Origin of the sequence: Williamsia sp. CHRR-6 (assembly GCF_018474015.1) — a bacterium.
Taxonomy (GTDB): domain Bacteria; phylum Actinomycetota; class Actinomycetes; order Mycobacteriales; family Mycobacteriaceae; genus Williamsia_A.
On record NZ_JAHCSG010000001.1, the window covers coordinates 607551 to 623466 of the forward strand.

A 15916-nucleotide genomic window follows, 5' to 3' on the forward strand; every position below is an offset into this window, starting at 1 on the left:
TCCTCTCAGTCGCTCAGATCTGCGTCCGCACTGCGAGCTGCGCCGAGCGAGTGCACGCGGCTACCGGTCTCGGCGATGTCTGCGCTGATCGTGGGCTCGCGGTCGGCGCCACGGGCGCGCCGACGGGCCAGACCACGGCGCAGCAGGTGGACACCCAGGGGCACCACGACGGTGGCCACCGAGGCCATGATCATGATGTCGATGTTGTCTGCGATCAGCGGGACGCCGCCCAGAAAGTAACCGAGCACGATGATCCCCGCGCCCCACACCACGCTGCCCAGGATGGAGAAGATCGTGAAGTCGCGATGCCGCATGCCGGTGAAGCCGGCCAGCAACGGCACCAGGGTGCGTACCACGCCGATGAATCGGCCGAAGAACACCGTCAGCGGGCCGTACCGCTCGAAGAACGCGTGGGTACGTGCCACCGGCTCGGCACCGATGAACCGCATCAGCCGACCCTGCATCACACCGACACCCAACTTGCGGCCGATGAAGTACCCGAGCTGGTCGCCCAACGCCGCCGAGATCGGCACCAACAGACACGGCACCCACAACGGCGCGTACGGATCGGGTTGGGCGGCAAGGATGCCCGCGGTGAACAACAACGAATCACCGGGGAAGAGGAACCCGATGAGCAGGCCGGTCTCGATGAAGATCAACACACACAGCCCGACCAGCCCACCCGACGCCATGAACGAACTCACGTCGAACGGATTCACGTCTCCGACGATACGCACGCACCGCGCCGGGTCACGGGCCGTGAGCAGCGTTCATCGACTCCTCGATGAGCGTTCATCGATCCGTCATCGGCGCGGTCGACGTGGCCGGTTGCGTGGCGGCTGGGCTGCAGCTGCGGTTTACTCAGGGGACACCGCTTGTCCACCGTTGGGCGCGCCATGATCCTCAGGAGGGGCCCGATGACGAAGTCGATGGCTCTGCGGTCAGTGCCGACCAACAGCGCGCGGGTGCAATATCGGACGATCCACGGCTACCGGCGCGCGTTCCGGATGGCGGGCTCAGGCCCGGCGCTGTTGCTCATCCACGGCATCGGGGACAACTCGTCGAGCTGGAGCGAGGTCATCGACCTGCTCTCCCCCCACTTCACCGTCATCGCACCAGATCTGTTGGGCCACGGCCTCTCCGACAAACCACGCGCAGACTACTCAGTCGCCGCCTATGCCAACGGAATGCGAGATCTGTTGTCGGTACTGGGGATTCGTCGAGTCACGGTGATCGGCCACTCTCTGGGCGGCGGGGTCGCCATGCAGTTCTGCTACCAGTTCCCCGAGTACGTCGAACGCCTTGCGTTGGTCGCCGCCGGTGGGGTCACCAAAGACGTCAATCCGGTACTGCGGCTGCTGGCGATGCCCGGTTTCAGTCAGGTGCTCGCCGGGCTTCGGGTTCCCGGTGTGTTACCCGCAGGCGAGCGGGCCGCCCGCTACACCACCGCCCTGGCTCGAGCCACCAGAGCCGACCGACTGGCCGGACCGATCGGCCTGCGCGCGGTGATGCACGAGATGCCCGAGATCGGCCGCATCGTCAGCGGTTTGGCCGACCCCACCGCCCATTCGGCGTTCATCCGGACCCTGCGCGCGGTGGTCGACTGGCGCGGCCAGGTGGTCACCATGCTCGACCGCAGCTACCTCACCGCACGGCTTCCGGTTCAGGTCATCTGGGGCACCAGGGACACCGTGATCCCCTACGACCATGCGCTGCTGGCACATTCGGCCATCCCGCATTCGCTGCTGGAGACCTTCGACGACGCCGGCCACTTTCCACACCACGACGACCCGACCCGGTTCGTCACGGTCATCGAATCGTTCATCGCCTCGACGGTGCCACTGGTGCACGATCCGCACGAATGGTCCCGGATGCTGGGCCAGGGTGCGATCGCGGCCGACCTCAGTGGCGACCACGACGTGCAGGCCGCAGTTCTCGACGCAATGGCCGACGAGCGCAGCGCCACCTGAACCGACCCGCGCCCCGGCTGAACCGACCGCCGTCCCGAGCCGCACCGTTGTGCGAGAATCCCCGGCATGACCGACTCACAGCCCGACGACGCGCGCGTCAACCTGGACAAGCCGACCGGCCCCGCCGTGCCTCCCGCTGCCGCACCGCCTGGAGACGCACCACCTGTTCCGCCCACCGCCCCGGGCCCAGTTCCCCCGCCCGGTTACGGTCCGCCGCCGGGAGCATTCCCGCCCCCGGTCACCCACAGGCACAGTCCGCCGCCGGTCCGGCAGTGCTGGTCAGCATCGGCGACATCATCTGCACCCAGACCGAGGTCATCACGCCGTCGGGCACCATCCCGATCGCGGGCAGTCAATGGTGGGTCAGCGACATGTCCTCCACCACGGAGGCGATCTCCACCACCGGCATCGTCCTGACCGTGGTGCTGTTCTTCTTCATCTGCCTGTTCAGCCTGCTGTTCCTACTGCTGAAGGAAACCAAGACCAGCGGCTACCTCCAGGTGACCGTCAGCGGCAACGGGGTGACCCACGTGACCACGATCCCGGCTCTCACGTCGTTCACCGCCGCGGACATCCATGGTCGCGTGGCCTACGCCCGTAACCTCGCGGCCCAGTCCTGACCCATCCCGGTCCGGTAAGGCAGCACGACGTCAGTCGCCGCAGCAGCGGTCGACGCTACGGCTGGCGCGGGTGGCGAGATTGCGCGCCGCCAACTCGTCGTCGTCGGGGTAGTCGACCCGCTGCAGACACAGTCCATGAGCGGGTGCGACAGTGATCGCGCTGGACCGTTGCCTGGTCTGCAACAACTCGGCACACCAACCCACCTGTCGGCGACCCTGTCCCACCGCCAGCACCGCGCCGACCAGTGAGCGCACCATCGACCAGCAGAACGCGTCGGCGCTGACGTGCGCGATCAGCAGGTCCCCGTCGCGTTCCCAGTCGTAGCGTTGTAGCTCGCGCACCGTGGTCGCACCCTCCCGGCGCTTACAGAACGCAGCGAAGTCGTGCAGGCCCACCAGAGTCTGCGACGCTGCCTGCATGGCCGCCAGGTCGACCGGCTTGGACCACGGCACCACGTCGCGGGCCCGCAGCGGATCGGCCCCGTGCGCGGCGGTGGTCAGCCGGTACACGTAGTGCCGCCGCAGCGCCGAGAACCGGGCGTCGAACGCAGCTGGGACGGCCGCGACCCGAAGCACCCGAACGTCGGTGGGCAGGAACCGGGCAAGGCGTCGAACCAGGTCCGCGGGTTGGCGATGGCGTCCACGCGGGTCGATGCGGTGCATCACGGTCACCGGTACATCGACGTGGGCCACCTGACCGGTGGCGTGCACGCCGGCGTCGGTGCGTCCGGCCACGGTCAGCTGCACCGCCACCCCGAAGATCGCCGTCAGTCGGTCCTCGATGACGCCGCAGACCGTGCGTTGATCACGTTGGCGCGCCCAACCGGCGAAATCGGTTCCGTCGTAGGCGATGTCGAGTCGCAAACGAACGAACCCGCCGTCGACATGGTCGGCGGCGGGCTCGTCTGCGGTCATCTCGCTCAGTCGTCAGATCCCTGCTGCGACTTGGGCAGCGAGTATCCGGCGGCCTCGGCGTCGGCCTCGGTCGCGAACCAGATCTCGGCGACGGTCGAGTCGTAGAACCGGGTGCCGGGACGGTGGTACAGCTTGGAGCTCTCGTTGCCCTTGATGGGGAAACCCTCGGGCTGGGAGCCGTCCTCGAGCGGGGCGTGGCTGCCCGCCGGGGCATCGCCGCCGGCGGCTGCGGTCTCGGTCGCCGGAGCAGCGGTCTCGGTCGCGGCGGTCTCGGCCACGGCGTCGGTGGTAGCCGCCTCATCGGCATCAGATGCCTCGGTGACCGCCGGCTTCTCGGCCGCCTTCTTCGATGCGGCGACACGAGTGGCGCGGCTGGCCTCACTGGACGCCGTCGACCCCTTGACCAGCTCGATCACCGCCATGGGGGCGTTGTCGCCCTTGCGCGGCAGCGTCTTGATGATGCGGGTGTAGCCGCCCTCACGCTCGGCGAACGACGGACCGATCTCGGCGAACAGCTTGTGGACGATGTCCTTGTCGCGGATGTCCTTGAGCACCTCACGGCGGTGGGCGAGGTTGCCCGCCTTGGCGTGGGTGATCAGCTTCTCCGCGTACGGGCGCAGTCGCTTGGCCTTGGCCTCGGTGGTGGTGATCCGCTCGTGCTCGAACAGCGAGGTGGCGAGATTCGCCAGGATCGCCTTCTGATGCGACGCCGAACCGCCGAGGCGGGCACCCTTGGTGGGCTTGGGCATTGGTTTCTCCTGTAAGAGCTCACGGCCTCTCGGCCGGGAGAGAAAGGGTGGTTAGAGCTGCTCGGTTTCTGCGTAGTCCTCGCCGGCGTCGTGGTCGCCGAGCGTGGCCGGGTCGGTCCAGGTGCCGGTCGCGGCGTCGTAGCCCGCGACCTGCGAGGGATCGAAGCTGGCCGGGCTGTCCTTGAGTGCGAGGCCCAGCGTGTGCAGCTTGACCTTCACCTCGTCGATCGACTTCTGACCGAAGTTGCGGATGTCCAGGAGGTCGGACTCGGTGCGGGCCACCAGCTCGCCCACGGTGTGCACGCCTTCACGCTTGAGGCAGTTGTACGACCGCACCGTCAGCTCGAGATCCTCGATCGGCAGGCTGAACGACGCGATGTGGTCGGCCTCGGCGGGCGAGGGACCGATCTCGATGCCCTCGGCTTCGACGTTGAGCTCTCGGGCCAGCCCGAACAGCTCCACCAGCGTCTTGCCGGCCGAGGCCAGCGCATCGCGAGCGGTGATGGAGTTCTTGGTCTCCACGTCGAGAACCAGACGATCGAAGTCGGTGCGCTGCTCGACGCGGGTGGCCTCCACCTTGTAGGTCACCTTCAGCACCGGCGAGTAGATCGAGTCGACCGGGATACGGCCGATCTCGGCGCCGGAAGCCTTGTTCTGCACGGCGGGCACATAGCCGCGACCCCGCTCGACGACCAGCTCGATCTCGAGCTTGCCCTTGTCGTTCAGCGTCGCGATGTGCAGGTCCGGGTTGTGCACGGTGACACCGGCCGGGGGCACGATGTCGGCACCGGTGACCGAACCCGGACCCTGCTTGCGCACGTACATGGTGACCGGCTCATCTTCTTCCGAGCTGACCACGAGCCCCTTGAGGTTCAGGATGATGTCGGTGACGTCTTCCTTCACACCGGGGACGGTGGTGAACTCGTGCAGCACGCCGTCGATACGGATGCTGGTGACCGCTGCGCCGGGGATCGACGACAGCAGCGTGCGCCGCAGCGAGTTGCCCAAGGTGTAACCGAATCCCGGCTCGAGGGGTTCGATGACGAACTTCGACCGGTTCTCGGCGACGATCTCCTCGGAGAGTGCGGGTCGCTGTGAGATGAGCATGGGTGGTGATTCCTCCTGTGAGGGCGTCCGCTATTTGACGCCCGTTCGCGCCCAGACCGCTTGTGCGGCTGTGGCTTTGCGCAAACCCCGCCCGGTCACCCGGACGGGGATCGCTGGACTACTTCGAGTAGAACTCGACGATCAGCTGCTCGGTGAGCGGCACGTCGATCTGCGCCCGGGTGGGCAACTGGTGCACCAGGATGCGCAGGGTGGAGGGGACCACCTGCAACCAGCCGGGCACCACGCGATCGCCCTGAATCTCCTTGGCGATCTGGAACGGCACGGTCTGCAGCGACTTGGGACGCACGTCGATGATGTCGTACTGCGCGACGCGGTAGCTGGGCACGTCGACCCGCACGCCGTTGACGGTCAGATGGCCATGGGTGACCATCTGACGCGCCTGGCGCCGGGTACGGGCCAGACCGGCCCGGTAGACGACGTTGTCCAGCCGACTCTCGAGGATGGTCAGCAACTCGTCGCCGGTCTTGCCGTTGCGACGGTTGGCCTCCTCGTAGTAGCGACGGAACTGCTTCTCCATCACGCCGTAGGTGAAGCGAGCCTTCTGCTTCTCCTGCAGCTGCATCAGGTATTCGCTCTCCTTGATCCGCGCGCGACCGTGCTGGCCGGGCGGGTAGGGGCGACGTTCGAATGCCTGGTCTCCGCCGACGAGGTCGACGCGCAGGCGGCGCGACTTCTTGGTCGCGGGTCCGGTGTAACGAGCCATGGTGAGTTCCTTGCCTTCCCGCTAGACCCGACGCCGCTTGGGCGGACGGCAGCCGTTGTGCGGGGCTGGGGTGACGTCGGAGATGGTGCCCACCTCCAGGCCGGCGGCCTGCAGGGAGCGGATCGCGGTCTCGCGGCCGGAGCCGGGACCCTTCACGAACACGTCGACCTTCTTGACGCCGTGCTCCTGGGCCTTGCGGGCAGCGTTCTCCGCGGCGAGCTGCGCGGCGAACGGGGTGCTCTTACGCGAACCCTTGAAGCCGACGTGACCTGAAGACGCCCACGAGATGACGTTGCCGGCCGGATCGGTGATCGAGACGATCGTGTTGTTGAACGTGGACTTGATGTGCGCAGCGCCGAGCGGGACGTTCTTCTTCTCGCGACGACGCGTGCCCTTCTTGGGGCCCGCACTACGTGACTTGGGGGGCATGGATTACTTCTTCTTCCCGGCGATGGTCTTCTTGGGGCCCTTACGAGTGCGGGCGTTGGTCTTGGTGCGCTGTCCACGGACCGGCAGGCCACGGCGGTGCCGCAGCCCCTGGTAGCAGCCGATCTCGATCTTGCGACGGATGTCGCCCTGCACCTCGCGACGCAGGTCACCCTCGACCTTCACCGAGGCTTCGATGTACTCCCGAAGCTTGGCGACGTCGGCGTCGGTCAGGTCCTTGGCGCGCAGATCGGGGCTGATCCCGGTCGCGGCGAGGATCTCCTTGGAGGTGGTACGACCCACCCCGTAGATGTAGGTCAGTGCGATCTCCAAGCGCTTCTCGCGCGGGAGATCGACACCAGAAACACGTGCCATCTGGCATTCCCTTTTCGTTTCGAAGGTCTGCTCCCAGTCCGTCCCCGAGTGGATACCTCTTGGTTGGGGCTCCGGCCTTCGTCCGGAGGTGGGCGTGATCGCGTGTGATCACGCTGGTGCTGGAAGTTTCATGGGTGAAGCTTCACGACGATGTTCAGTTGTGTCTCAAGCGATCTGATGTGGTGCAGATCAGCCCTGGCGCTGCTTGTGGCGCAGGTTCTGGCAGATCACCATGACCCGTCCGTTACGGCGGATCACCTTGCACTTCTCGCAGATCGGCTTGACGCTCGGGTTGACCTTCACGTCAGTGCCTCTCGGTGGTTGGGTGCCTTGGACATGCGAGAGCGTGTCGTCGGCGTGGTGGTGCTCACCCGGATCGCCACGGCGGCCGGGAAAGTCGCTACTTGTACCGGTAGACGATGCGACCGCGGGCCAGGTCATAGGGCGAAAGCTCCACGACCACGCGGTCTTCGGGCAGGATGCGGATGTAGTGCTGCCGCATCTTGCCGCTGATGTGCGCGAGGACCTTGTGCCCGTTCTCCAGCTCAATGCGGAACATCGCATTGGGCAGGGGTTCGACCACACGACCCTCGACCTCGATGGCGCCGTCCTTCTTGGCCATGTCCTCCACAATCTCGTCCCCGCGCGAGCGCGACGACGTTCGTCTACCGTGTCGGTACGCTGATCGTCGCGCCCGGACGTCCACCGCGCATGCGAGCGCAACGGATCCCGGTGCGACAGCGCACCAGCGGTTCAGTCTACGCGCCACCTGACCAGGTGACCAAATCCCTGCTCACAGCCCACGTGGGCCTCCGGCGACGGGCGCCAGCACCTGCCCCGGGACGTGACCTCAGATCACACCGGCGGCAGCTGCAGATCACACCGGCGGCAGCTGCCGCAGCACCCCGACGATGTCGGCGGTACCGAGCACCTGCAGGCACACGTGGTCGGCGCCGGCGGCCAGGTGCTCGTCGACCGCAGCCCGGATGGCAGGGCCGTCGCCGTGAGCGACCAACGCGTCGATCAGATCATCGCTGCCGTCGTCGGCGATGTCGACGTCGGTGTAACCCAGTCGCTTGAGGTTGTTGATGTAGTTGGTCAGCTTCAGATACGGGGTGGCCACCGGTGGGCGGCCGATCTCGCGGGCAGCGACCGGGTCGGTGTCGAGCACGATCTTGTGTTCGGGGGCGAGGAACGCATCTGGGCCCATCGTCTCGCGCGCGATCCGCGTGTGGGCCGGGGTGGTCAGGTAGGGGTGCGCACCCAGCGACCGGTCGGCGGCCAGCCGCAGCATCTTGGGCCCCAGCGCGGCCAGCACCCGGCGATCGGCCGGCACACCGTGGGCGTCGAGCCCGTCGAGGTAGCTGACCATCGACTCGTAGGGCGACGCGTACTCCTGGGTGGCTTCCCGATGACCGACGCCCACACCGAGGAAGAACCGACCCGGGAAGTCGCGCTCGAGGTCGGCGAACTCGGCGGCCACCGCCTGCGGCTCGGTGTTCCAGATGTTGGTGATGCCGGTGGCCACCCGGATGGTCGTGGTCGCCTCCAACAGTCGGCGAGCCGGGTCGAGCGTGGTGGGCGACCCGCCCAGCCAGATGGTCCCGTAGCCCAGCTGCTCTATTTCTCCGGCCTGCTCCGGCGAGATCGCCTTGAACCAGCCCCACACCCCATGCGTTCCGAATCCAGTCATGCCGTGATCAACCGTTTGCCCCCGCCATGTCTTCCACCACCCGACGCCGGAACCGACGCGGGGCGCTGGGAACACAGTGCACCCGCGCCACCAACGCCGGCGTGTGGACACCGAGAGCCCGCTCGAGGTCGCCGCCGCGGGCGGCCGACATCGCCTTGAGCAGCGGGTCACCGTCGTCGTCGGCCAGCACGACGAGGATGTCGTCGGTGTGGGCTCGGATGGCAACCCAGGCGACCAGCGGGTCGACGAAGTCTCCGTCGATGACGCCATCGAGCTCGACGAGCTCGACCAGCGGAAAACGCTCACGCCACCGAATTCGATAGGCGTCCCGATCCTGCGTGGGACCGAACACGTGCACCGCCACCATCATCCGGCCGAACCCGCGCGCCCGCGTCAGCGCCTCAGCACACACCGAGGATGCCTCGCCGACGGGGACGACCACCACTCCGCGGCCCGACATCGACAGGTGTGGTCGCGACCCGATCGCACCCGCCTCGGCGCCGGTCACCCGCTCGGCGCGTGCGGCCGTCCGATAGATGCGGCGGATCTGCGACATCGCCGCCACCAGGATCACACCGATGACCACCACCAGCGGAGATCCCTCGGTGAACTTCATCGAGAAGGTGACCACCGTCGCCGTCGCCGTACATATGGCCCCGAACGCATTGATAGACAATCGAATTCGCCAGCCCGCGCCTCTGGTGAGCCACCAGTGCCGGACCAATCCCGCCTGCGCGATGGTGAAACCGACGAAGACGCCGATCGCGAACAACGGCACCAGGACGTTGGTTCGCCCGTCGGCCAACACCAGCAGGACCCCAGAGGTCACTGCCAGCAGCAGAACGCCGTCGCGGTACACCCCGCGGCGAGTGACGCGACGTAACCGATGGGGCAGGTAGTCGTCCCCGGCCACCACCGTCATCAGCTGCGGTAGGCCACCGAACGAGGTGTTGGCCGCCAACGCCAACAGCACCACCGTGGCGAACTGCACTGTGTAGTAGACGATTCCGCGGCCCACCGACTCCTCGGTCACCTGCGACAGGATGGTGACCCCGTCGCGTGGGCGGATGTCGAACTTTTCGATCAGCGCCGCGATCCCCAGCATCAGCAGGCCCAGGGTCACGCCCAGCGCCACCTCGGCGCGCTGGGCGCGCCGGACCCGGTTCCGCCGGAACTGCGGCGTTGCGTTGGCAATGGCCTCCACCCCGGTCAGCGCCGAGCACCCGGCGGAGAACGCCTTGAGCAACAGCAGCGCACCCACCGTGGACACCGCCGGCGCCGACACCTCCGCCGGCGGTAGCTCATGCCGAGAGCCGAGCAGGCCCGAGACGATGACGCCGAGGATGCAGACCACGAAGATCACGGTGGGAACGATGAACAGTCGCGCCCCGGTGACGATCCCATGCAGGTTGACCCCGGTCACCACGGCGAGGATGCCCAGCGCGATCCACACCGTGTGCGGCGCTGCACCGGGGAAAGCCGAGACCAACGCGGCGGTGCCCGCGGCGATCGACACCGCGACGTTGAGGACGTAGTCGATCACCAGAGACGCTGCCGCCACCAGGGCTGCGCGGTCGCCGAGGCGGGCTTTGGCCACAGCGTAGGCCCCGCCGCCGTCGGGGAATGCCGCGATCAGCTGGCGATAGCTGGCGATCAGCACGGCGAGCAACACGACGATGGTCAGGGTGACCGGGATGGTGAACCCGATGCCTCGGGAGCCTGCGGCGACCAGGACCAGGACGATGGCCTCGGGCCCGTAGGCGACCGAGGCCATCGCGTCCAGGGACAGGGCGGCCAGTCCGCTGATGGTGGTGAGTTTGCGTTTTTCGGCTTCGGCTTCGGCGTCGGGCGGCTCGTCTGCGCCGTCGATCCCTGTGGTCGGCGTCGGGGTCGGAGTCGGGGTGGCAGCCGGACGGGCCGGGTCCGTCGAGTGTGCGGTCATGACGTCGGACTCTCGTCGCCCGCACGGGCGATCGCCCAGTGCGTTCACGCAATCTTGATGCCGCCCGCGCCGATCTTGATACGTTTTCGCCTGCCGCGTGTCCCCGAGTCCGCTGCCACACGCTGGGTACAACCGGGGTCGGGGATCGACCGCGCGCACATCCAGGAGGAGAAGTGATGGCCACCGTCTACTACACCGCGTCGAGTCTGGACGGCTTCATCGTCGACGAACACGACAGCCTGAACTGGTTGATGCGCAACGACATCGATGGCTCGGGGTTCGGCGGCTACAACGACTTCATCGCCACGGTCGGCGCGATCGTGATGGGTGCCGCAACCTACCGATGGCTGATCGACAACCAACCGGACTGGCTGTACACGCAACCGACCTGGGTGGTCACCCATCACCCCGAGACCGTCACCACGCCGCAGGTGCAGACGTTCTCCGGCGACGTCAGCGAACTGCACCCGATGCTGGTGTCGGCAGCCGGCGACCGCGATGTGTGGGTGGTCGGCGGTGGCCGGCTGGCGGCCCAGTTCACCGACGCCGGCCTGGTGGACGAGCTGGTGGTGCATTTCGCCCCGTGCACACTCGGTGCGGGACAACCGGTGCTGCCCACGCAGTCGCGCTGGCGGCTGGCCGACACCGGGCGCAACCGTGACTTCGTCGGCGCCCGCTGGCTGCGTGCCGCCGACTGAGGTCTGCGGCCACTACGGTGATGCCATGCGTGCGGTGGTGACCCGGGTTCGGTCGGCGAGTGTCACGGTCGACGGCGAGGTGGTCGGGCACATCGATCCCGGCACCGGCCGGCAGGGGCTGCTGGCGCTGGTCGGCGTCACCCACGACGACACGCCCCGCAACGCTCGCGCGCTTGCCGACAAACTGTGGCACCTACGCATTCTCGACGGGGAACGCAGCGCCGCCGATCTCGATGCGCCGCTGCTGGTGGTCAGCCAGTTCACCCTCTACGCCGACGTGCGCAAAGGTCGGCGCCCGTCCTGGAACGCCGCCGCGCCCGGCCCGGTGGCCGAGCCGCTGGTCACCAACGTGGTCGAGTCCTTGCAGACGTACGGAGCCACGGTGGCAACCGGCCGATTCGGTGCCCACATGCAGGTGCTCAGCGTCAACGACGGACCCGTCACCATCATCGTCGAGACCTGACGAGGATCACCCCGACGAAGGTCCACCCCCGGCGAGGTCAGACGAACGCGACGTTGTTGCTCAGGTCCGGGTCGGAATCAGATCCCGTCACGTACACCAGCTGTGACGCCGAGGATCCCGACGACGAACAGGTGATCACCGGGACTCCCAGGGGCACGCCCGGGAACACCTCCCCGATGGTCTGATCAGATCCGCCCGCGACGTGCAGGGTGACGTTGACGCTGTCGGCGCCGCTGACCGAGATGGTCACCGTGCACGGCGACGATCCCGGGCGCACGCTCAGATCGGTGACGCCGATCGCCGACGCCGATCCGCTGACGACTCCGACGAGGCCCACCACAACCAGCGCCGACCAGGTGGCGGTGAGCGTTCGGAAGCTCCGCCGTGAACTCAGGTGTTTCATCCGCCCATCCCGACTGTTGCACGAACCAAAATGCGCGACCCCGCCACAGGCAGTTCACGATCGCGCACTGTCAACGTCTCACACACCGGAGGCAGATGTCACCGGAACGGGTTTCAGATCGCAGGAACGCGTGCCGCCGGATCCAGTCAGGGGCGGGTGGTGAGGATGCGAGGTCCGTTGTCGGTGACGGCGACGGTGTGTTCCCAGTGCGAGGCCCGCGATCCGTCGTCGGTGACGATGGTCCAGTCGTCATCGAGTACGGAGGTCTCAACGGTGCCCAGCGTCAGCATCGGCTCGATGGCCAGCGTGCTGCCCACCACCAGCGTCGGGCCCTTGCCGGGTTTGCCTTCGTTGGGCAGGAACGGCTCGAGGTGCATCTGCTGTCCGATGCCGTGGCCGCCGTAGCCGGCGACAATCCCGAAGGACCGTCCCCGCTGCTTTTCCTGTGCACGCGTGGCGGTTTCGATCGCATACGAGACGTCGGAGAGGCGATTACCGGGGACCATGGCGGCGATTCCAGCCTCCATGGCGATCCGGGTCGCCTCGTTGAGGTCGTTGTCGTCGGCGCTGAGCTCTCCCACCCCGAACGTCCAGGCGGAGTCGCCGTGCCATCCGTCGACGATCGCGCCGCAGTCGATGGACACCAGGTCACCGGGCGCCAGGACTGTCTCACGGTTGGGGATGCCGTGCACCACGACGTCGTTCACCGAACTGCAGATCGAACCCGGAAACCCGTGGTAGCCCTTGAACGACGGCACCGCACCGGCGTCGCGGATCACCGTCTCGGCGATCGCGTCGAGTTCCAGGGTGCTGACACCGACGACCGCGGCCGCCCGCACCGCGACCAGCGCCTGCCCCACGATCGCCCCGGCCGCAGCCATCACGTCGAGTTCATCAGCGGTGCGGAAAGGGACCGGTTTCGGTCTGCGCAAGCCCATCGGAGTCGGTGGTCGGATCGGTCAGCTGCGTAGAGCCCGAAGCACCCGCTGGTGCACCTCGCCCACATCACCGATTGCATCGATGACGGTCACCTGCTCGCCGTAGTAGTCGAGCAGCGGCGCGGTCTCGGAGATGTAGACCTGCATGCGGTTGCGGATCACGGCCTCGGTGTCGTCGGCGCGGCCACGAGCCAACATGCGCTCGACGACGACGTCCTCGTCGACCACGAACGACAGCACGGCGTCGAGCGCGGTGCCGTGCTCGGCCAGGATCTCGGCGAGCGCATCGGCCTGCTCGGTCGACCGCGGGAAGCCGTCGAGGATGAAGCCGCCCGTGGCGTCGGGCTCGGCGACTCGGGCCCGGACCATGTCGACGGTGATCTGCGACGGAACCAGATCGCCTGCGTCGAGGTAGCGCTTGGCCTCCAGCCCGATCGCGGTCCCCTCGGAGATGTTCGCGCGGAACAGGTCGCCGGTGGAGATGTGCGGGATGCCGATGCTCTCCGACAACATCTCGGCCTGCGTCCCCTTGCCCGCCCCCGGCGGGCCCAGGATCACCAATCTCACTTCAGGAACCCTTCGTACTTGCGCTGCATCAACTGGCTGTTGATCTGCTTGACGGTGTCAAGGCCGACACCGACCATGATCAGCACTGCGGTGCCACCGAACGGCAGGTTCTGCACGCCGCCGTTGTTACCGATCTCGAGGAACAGGTTGGGCAGCACAGCGATCACGCCGAGATAGATGGACCCGGGCAGGGTGATCCGACTCAACACGAACCCCAGATAGTCCGCTGTGGGCTGTCCAGGACGGATGCCCGGGATGAAGCCGCCGTACTTCTTCATCTCGTCTGCCCGCTCCTGCGGGTTGAAGGTGACCGCCACGTAGAAGTACGTGAAGAAGATGATCATGAAGAAGTACACGGCGATGTAGACCGGGTTCGAGGGATCCACCAGATAGGTCTGGATGAACTGATGCCACGACGGCTGCTCGCCGCTGCTCTTGCGGGTCAGCTGCACGATCAGGTTGGGCAGGTACAGCAGCGACGACGCGAAGATCACCGGGATCACGCCGGCCTGGTTGACCTTCAGCGGAAGGTAGGTCGACGAACCCCCGTACATCTTGCGACCGACCATGCGCTTGGCGTACTGCACCGGGATCCTGCGCTGACCCTGTTCGATGAACACCACGCCGGCCACGATCAGGAGCGCGGCCAGGATCACCAGCGTGAACACCAGCCCGCCGCGCGTGTCGAGGATCTGCTTGCCCTCGGCCGGGATGCGGGCGGCGATGCCGGAGAAAATCATCAGCGACATGCCGTTGCCGATGCCGCGTTCGGTGATCAGCTCGCCGAACCACATGACGATGCACGCACCGGCCGTCATCACCAGCACCACGATGATGAGGCCGAAGATCGACTTGTCGCGCAGGATCTGGTCCCCGCCGTTGCAGCCCTGTAGCAGGTCACCGCGTGAGGCCAGCGCGACGATGCCGGTCGACTGCAACAACGCCAGTGCCACGGTGAGGTAGCGGGTGTACTGCGTCATCTTGGCCTGCCCCGACTGGCCCTCCTTGCGGAGCTGCTCGAACCGCGGGATGACCACGGTGAGCAGCTGCACGATGATGCTGGCGGTGATGTAGGGCATGATGCCGATCGCGAACACCGACAGCTGCAGCAGCGCGCCACCGGAGAACATGTTGATCAGGGAATAGATGCCGGCCGAGTCACCACGGTTGACCTGGTCGATGCAGTCCTTGACCTGGCGGTAGTCGACGCCAGGAGACGGGATGGTCGCGCCGAGGCGGTACAGGATGATGATCCCGATGACGAAGAGGATCTTCCGTCTCAGGTCCTGGGTACGCAAGGCCGAGACAAAGGCGGAACGCACTAACTCCTCCTGTCGAACGGGCCGAAATCTGCGACTGCGATGAGAATGGACTCACGGGAGACCCCGGGGCCGACCCATCGCATCGAGACGTTCCGCCGTTCTGTTCGGTCGTTCCCGTCCGCGTTCGCGGTGCCGGGGGGCGACGATGATCTCGGTGGCCTGGGCTCGGCGAGCGATCCGATCGGACCGATCCCCGCCCCGTGGGCCGGACAACTCTTGAACTCTAACAGCGGCCAACACACCGCCTGATCGCGCGTGGAACGCGCACGCGACCCTTCGGACAAATCGCCCCCACCGACTCGGCGGGCGGTGTACCTGCAGTACACCGCCCGCCGTTTCAGTGACGTCGAATCATGTCCGAGGGTCCCCGGGGAGTCACAGCACCGTGGTGCTGCCACCCGCTGCCGTGATCTTCTCGGTGGCCGACTTGGAGAACTTGTTCGCCGAGATGGACACCGCGACGGTCAGCTCTCCGTCGCCGAGCACCTTGACCAACTCGTTCTTGCGCACCGCCCCCTTGGCGACCAGCTCGGCCACGCCGATGGCACCGCCCTCGGGGAACAGCCGCGCGATGTCGTCGAGGTTGACCACCTGGTACTCGACTCGGTTGCGGTTGGTGAAGCCCTTGAGCTTGGGCAGCCGCATGTGGATGGGCATCTGCCCGCCCTCGAAGGCGGCCGGCACGTTCTTGCGCGCCTTGGTGCCCTTGGTGCCGCGACCTGCGGTCTTACCCTTGGACCCCTCACCGCGACCGACTCGGGTCTTCTCGGTCTTCGCACCCGGGGCGGGGCGAAGGTGATGCAGTTTGATCGTCATGACTTCTCAACCTCTTCGACGGTGACGAGGTGACGGACCACGTTGATGAGACCGCGGTTCGCCGGGGTGTCCTCGCGCACGACGCTCTGGCGGATCTTGCGCAGACCCAGGGTGCGCAGGCTGTCGCGCTGATTGCTCTTGGTGCCGATCGTGCCCTTGATCTGGGTGATCTTCAGCTCTGCCATGTC

21 protein-coding genes are annotated in these 15916 nt (G+C 66.9%); 4 read left to right on the forward strand and 17 right to left on the reverse strand.

The annotated features are described in order from the left end of the window. Nucleotides 1-5: 5 nt before the first annotated feature. Nucleotides 6-719, reverse strand: coding sequence for a DedA family protein (locus KIK15_RS02840; protein ID WP_214242607.1), 714 nt, complete (start codon nucleotides 717-719; stop codon nucleotides 6-8). Between the two features lie 198 nt (nucleotides 720-917). Here KIK15_RS02840 and KIK15_RS02845 point away from each other — a divergent pair, with 198 nt between their 5' ends. Further along, the gene (locus KIK15_RS02845; RefSeq protein WP_250323908.1) at nucleotides 918-1970 is read left to right on the forward strand and encodes an alpha/beta fold hydrolase; all 1053 of its coding nucleotides are present in this window, start codon (nucleotides 918-920) and stop codon (nucleotides 1968-1970) included. A 272-nt stretch (nucleotides 1971-2242) separates the two neighbouring features. Beyond that, entirely contained in the window at nucleotides 2243-2590 is a 348-nt protein-coding gene (locus tag KIK15_RS02850; protein WP_214242609.1) for a hypothetical protein, read from the forward strand. 30 nt (nucleotides 2591-2620) lie between these two features. Here the strand turns inward: KIK15_RS02850 and truA are convergent, their stop codons facing one another. The 10 genes from truA to KIK15_RS02900 all read right to left on the reverse strand — a co-directional run bounded on the left by truA (nucleotide 2621) and on the right by KIK15_RS02900 (nucleotide 10521). After that, nucleotides 2621-3505, reverse strand: coding sequence for a tRNA pseudouridine(38-40) synthase TruA (gene truA / locus KIK15_RS02855; RefSeq protein WP_214242610.1), 885 nt, complete (start codon nucleotides 3503-3505; stop codon nucleotides 2621-2623). 5 nt (nucleotides 3506-3510) lie between these two features. Then, the gene (gene rplQ / locus KIK15_RS02860) at nucleotides 3511-4254 is read right to left on the reverse strand and encodes a 50S ribosomal protein L17 (protein ID WP_214242611.1); all 744 of its coding nucleotides are present in this window, start codon (nucleotides 4252-4254) and stop codon (nucleotides 3511-3513) included. A 51-nt stretch (nucleotides 4255-4305) separates the two neighbouring features. Continuing rightward, nucleotides 4306-5361, reverse strand: a complete 1056-nt coding sequence (locus KIK15_RS02865; RefSeq protein WP_214242612.1) for a DNA-directed RNA polymerase subunit alpha — start codon at nucleotides 5359-5361, stop codon at nucleotides 4306-4308. A 118-nt stretch (nucleotides 5362-5479) separates the two neighbouring features. Continuing rightward, the gene (gene rpsD, locus KIK15_RS02870; protein WP_214242613.1) at nucleotides 5480-6085 is read right to left on the reverse strand and encodes a 30S ribosomal protein S4; all 606 of its coding nucleotides are present in this window, start codon (nucleotides 6083-6085) and stop codon (nucleotides 5480-5482) included. A 21-nt stretch (nucleotides 6086-6106) separates the two neighbouring features. Next, nucleotides 6107-6514: a 30S ribosomal protein S11 gene (gene rpsK / locus KIK15_RS02875; RefSeq protein ID WP_214242614.1), complete on the reverse strand. Its 408-nt coding sequence runs from the start codon at nucleotides 6512-6514 to the stop codon at nucleotides 6107-6109. Between the two features lie 3 nt (nucleotides 6515-6517). Next, nucleotides 6518-6886, reverse strand: coding sequence for a 30S ribosomal protein S13 (rpsM, locus tag KIK15_RS02880; protein ID WP_214242615.1), 369 nt, complete (start codon nucleotides 6884-6886; stop codon nucleotides 6518-6520). Nucleotides 6887-7075: 189 nt separating this feature from the next. Beyond that, complete coding sequence (rpmJ, locus tag KIK15_RS02885) at nucleotides 7076-7189, reverse strand: 50S ribosomal protein L36 (RefSeq protein ID WP_214242616.1); 114 nt, start codon at nucleotides 7187-7189, stop codon at nucleotides 7076-7078. A 97-nt stretch (nucleotides 7190-7286) separates the two neighbouring features. Next, nucleotides 7287-7508: a translation initiation factor IF-1 gene (infA, locus tag KIK15_RS02890; RefSeq protein WP_007616247.1), complete on the reverse strand. Its 222-nt coding sequence runs from the start codon at nucleotides 7506-7508 to the stop codon at nucleotides 7287-7289. 255 nt (nucleotides 7509-7763) lie between these two features. Further along, nucleotides 7764-8579: an LLM class F420-dependent oxidoreductase gene (locus KIK15_RS02895; RefSeq protein WP_214242617.1), complete on the reverse strand. Its 816-nt coding sequence runs from the start codon at nucleotides 8577-8579 to the stop codon at nucleotides 7764-7766. A 7-nt stretch (nucleotides 8580-8586) separates the two neighbouring features. Continuing rightward, on the reverse strand, nucleotides 8587-10521 hold the full coding sequence (locus tag KIK15_RS02900; RefSeq protein ID WP_250323909.1) for an APC family permease: 1935 nt from the start codon (nucleotides 10519-10521) through the stop codon (nucleotides 8587-8589). 176 nt (nucleotides 10522-10697) lie between these two features. Here KIK15_RS02900 and KIK15_RS02905 point away from each other — a divergent pair, with 176 nt between their 5' ends. Then, nucleotides 10698-11219, forward strand: coding sequence for a dihydrofolate reductase family protein (locus tag KIK15_RS02905; protein ID WP_214242618.1), 522 nt, complete (start codon nucleotides 10698-10700; stop codon nucleotides 11217-11219). 25 nt (nucleotides 11220-11244) lie between these two features. Then, nucleotides 11245-11682, forward strand: a complete 438-nt coding sequence (dtd, locus tag KIK15_RS02910; protein WP_214242619.1) for a D-aminoacyl-tRNA deacylase — start codon at nucleotides 11245-11247, stop codon at nucleotides 11680-11682. Nucleotides 11683-11719: 37 nt separating this feature from the next. On the opposite strand, the gene KIK15_RS02915 is transcribed toward dtd, so the two are convergent. The 6 genes from KIK15_RS02915 to rpmD all read right to left on the reverse strand — a co-directional run bounded on the left by KIK15_RS02915 (nucleotide 11720) and on the right by rpmD (nucleotide 15913). Beyond that, the gene (locus tag KIK15_RS02915) at nucleotides 11720-12085 is read right to left on the reverse strand and encodes a hypothetical protein (RefSeq protein ID WP_214242620.1); all 366 of its coding nucleotides are present in this window, start codon (nucleotides 12083-12085) and stop codon (nucleotides 11720-11722) included. 146 nt (nucleotides 12086-12231) lie between these two features. Continuing rightward, nucleotides 12232-13023, reverse strand: coding sequence for a type I methionyl aminopeptidase (gene map, locus KIK15_RS02920; protein WP_214242621.1), 792 nt, complete (start codon nucleotides 13021-13023; stop codon nucleotides 12232-12234). A gap of 21 nt (nucleotides 13024-13044) precedes the next feature. Then, nucleotides 13045-13590, reverse strand: a complete 546-nt coding sequence (locus KIK15_RS02925) for an adenylate kinase (RefSeq protein WP_214242622.1) — start codon at nucleotides 13588-13590, stop codon at nucleotides 13045-13047. After that, nucleotides 13587-14912: a preprotein translocase subunit SecY gene (gene secY / locus KIK15_RS02930; RefSeq protein ID WP_214242623.1), complete on the reverse strand. Its 1326-nt coding sequence runs from the start codon at nucleotides 14910-14912 to the stop codon at nucleotides 13587-13589. The genes KIK15_RS02925 and secY overlap by 4 nt, the downstream gene beginning before the upstream one ends. A gap of 375 nt (nucleotides 14913-15287) precedes the next feature. Continuing rightward, on the reverse strand, nucleotides 15288-15728 hold the full coding sequence (rplO, locus tag KIK15_RS02935; RefSeq protein ID WP_214242624.1) for a 50S ribosomal protein L15: 441 nt from the start codon (nucleotides 15726-15728) through the stop codon (nucleotides 15288-15290). After that, on the reverse strand, nucleotides 15725-15913 hold the full coding sequence (gene rpmD, locus KIK15_RS02940; protein WP_214242625.1) for a 50S ribosomal protein L30: 189 nt from the start codon (nucleotides 15911-15913) through the stop codon (nucleotides 15725-15727). Before rpmD ends, rplO begins: the two co-directional genes overlap by 4 nt. Between the last annotated feature and the right edge of the window lie 3 nt (nucleotides 15914-15916).

Bases quoted from the DNA above. Each gene is read 5' to 3' on its own strand.
- KIK15_RS02900 (WP_250323909.1), bottom strand. From the start codon at position 10,521: ATGACCGCACACTCGACGGACCCGGCCCGTCCGGCTGCCACCCCGACT.
- truA (WP_214242610.1), bottom strand. From the start codon at position 3,505: ATGACCGCAGACGAGCCCGCCGCCGACCATGTCGACGGCGGGTTCGTT.
- rpsK (WP_214242614.1), bottom strand. From the start codon at position 6,514: ATGCCCCCCAAGTCACGTAGTGCGGGCCCCAAGAAGGGCACGCGTCGT.
- KIK15_RS02845 (WP_250323908.1), top strand. From the start codon at position 918: ATGACGAAGTCGATGGCTCTGCGGTCAGTGCCGACCAACAGCGCGCGG.
- map (WP_214242621.1), bottom strand. From the start codon at position 13,023: ATGGGCTTGCGCAGACCGAAACCGGTCCCTTTCCGCACCGCTGATGAA.
- rpsD (WP_214242613.1), bottom strand. From the start codon at position 6,085: ATGGCTCGTTACACCGGACCCGCGACCAAGAAGTCGCGCCGCCTGCGC.
- rplQ (WP_214242611.1), bottom strand. From the start codon at position 4,254: ATGCCCAAGCCCACCAAGGGTGCCCGCCTCGGCGGTTCGGCGTCGCAT.
- KIK15_RS02895 (WP_214242617.1), bottom strand. From the start codon at position 8,579: ATGACTGGATTCGGAACGCATGGGGTGTGGGGCTGGTTCAAGGCGATC.
- KIK15_RS02865 (WP_214242612.1), bottom strand. From the start codon at position 5,361: ATGCTCATCTCACAGCGACCCGCACTCTCCGAGGAGATCGTCGCCGAG.
- rpmD (WP_214242625.1), bottom strand. From the start codon at position 15,913: ATGGCAGAGCTGAAGATCACCCAGATCAAGGGCACGATCGGCACCAAG.
- rplO (WP_214242624.1), bottom strand. From the start codon at position 15,728: ATGACGATCAAACTGCATCACCTTCGCCCCGCCCCGGGTGCGAAGACC.
- KIK15_RS02915 (WP_214242620.1), bottom strand. From the start codon at position 12,085: ATGAAACACCTGAGTTCACGGCGGAGCTTCCGAACGCTCACCGCCACC.
- rpsM (WP_214242615.1), bottom strand. From the start codon at position 6,886: ATGGCACGTGTTTCTGGTGTCGATCTCCCGCGCGAGAAGCGCTTGGAG.
- infA (WP_007616247.1), bottom strand. From the start codon at position 7,508: ATGGCCAAGAAGGACGGCGCCATCGAGGTCGAGGGTCGTGTGGTCGAA.
- KIK15_RS02905 (WP_214242618.1), top strand. From the start codon at position 10,698: ATGGCCACCGTCTACTACACCGCGTCGAGTCTGGACGGCTTCATCGTC.
- dtd (WP_214242619.1), top strand. From the start codon at position 11,245: ATGCGTGCGGTGGTGACCCGGGTTCGGTCGGCGAGTGTCACGGTCGAC.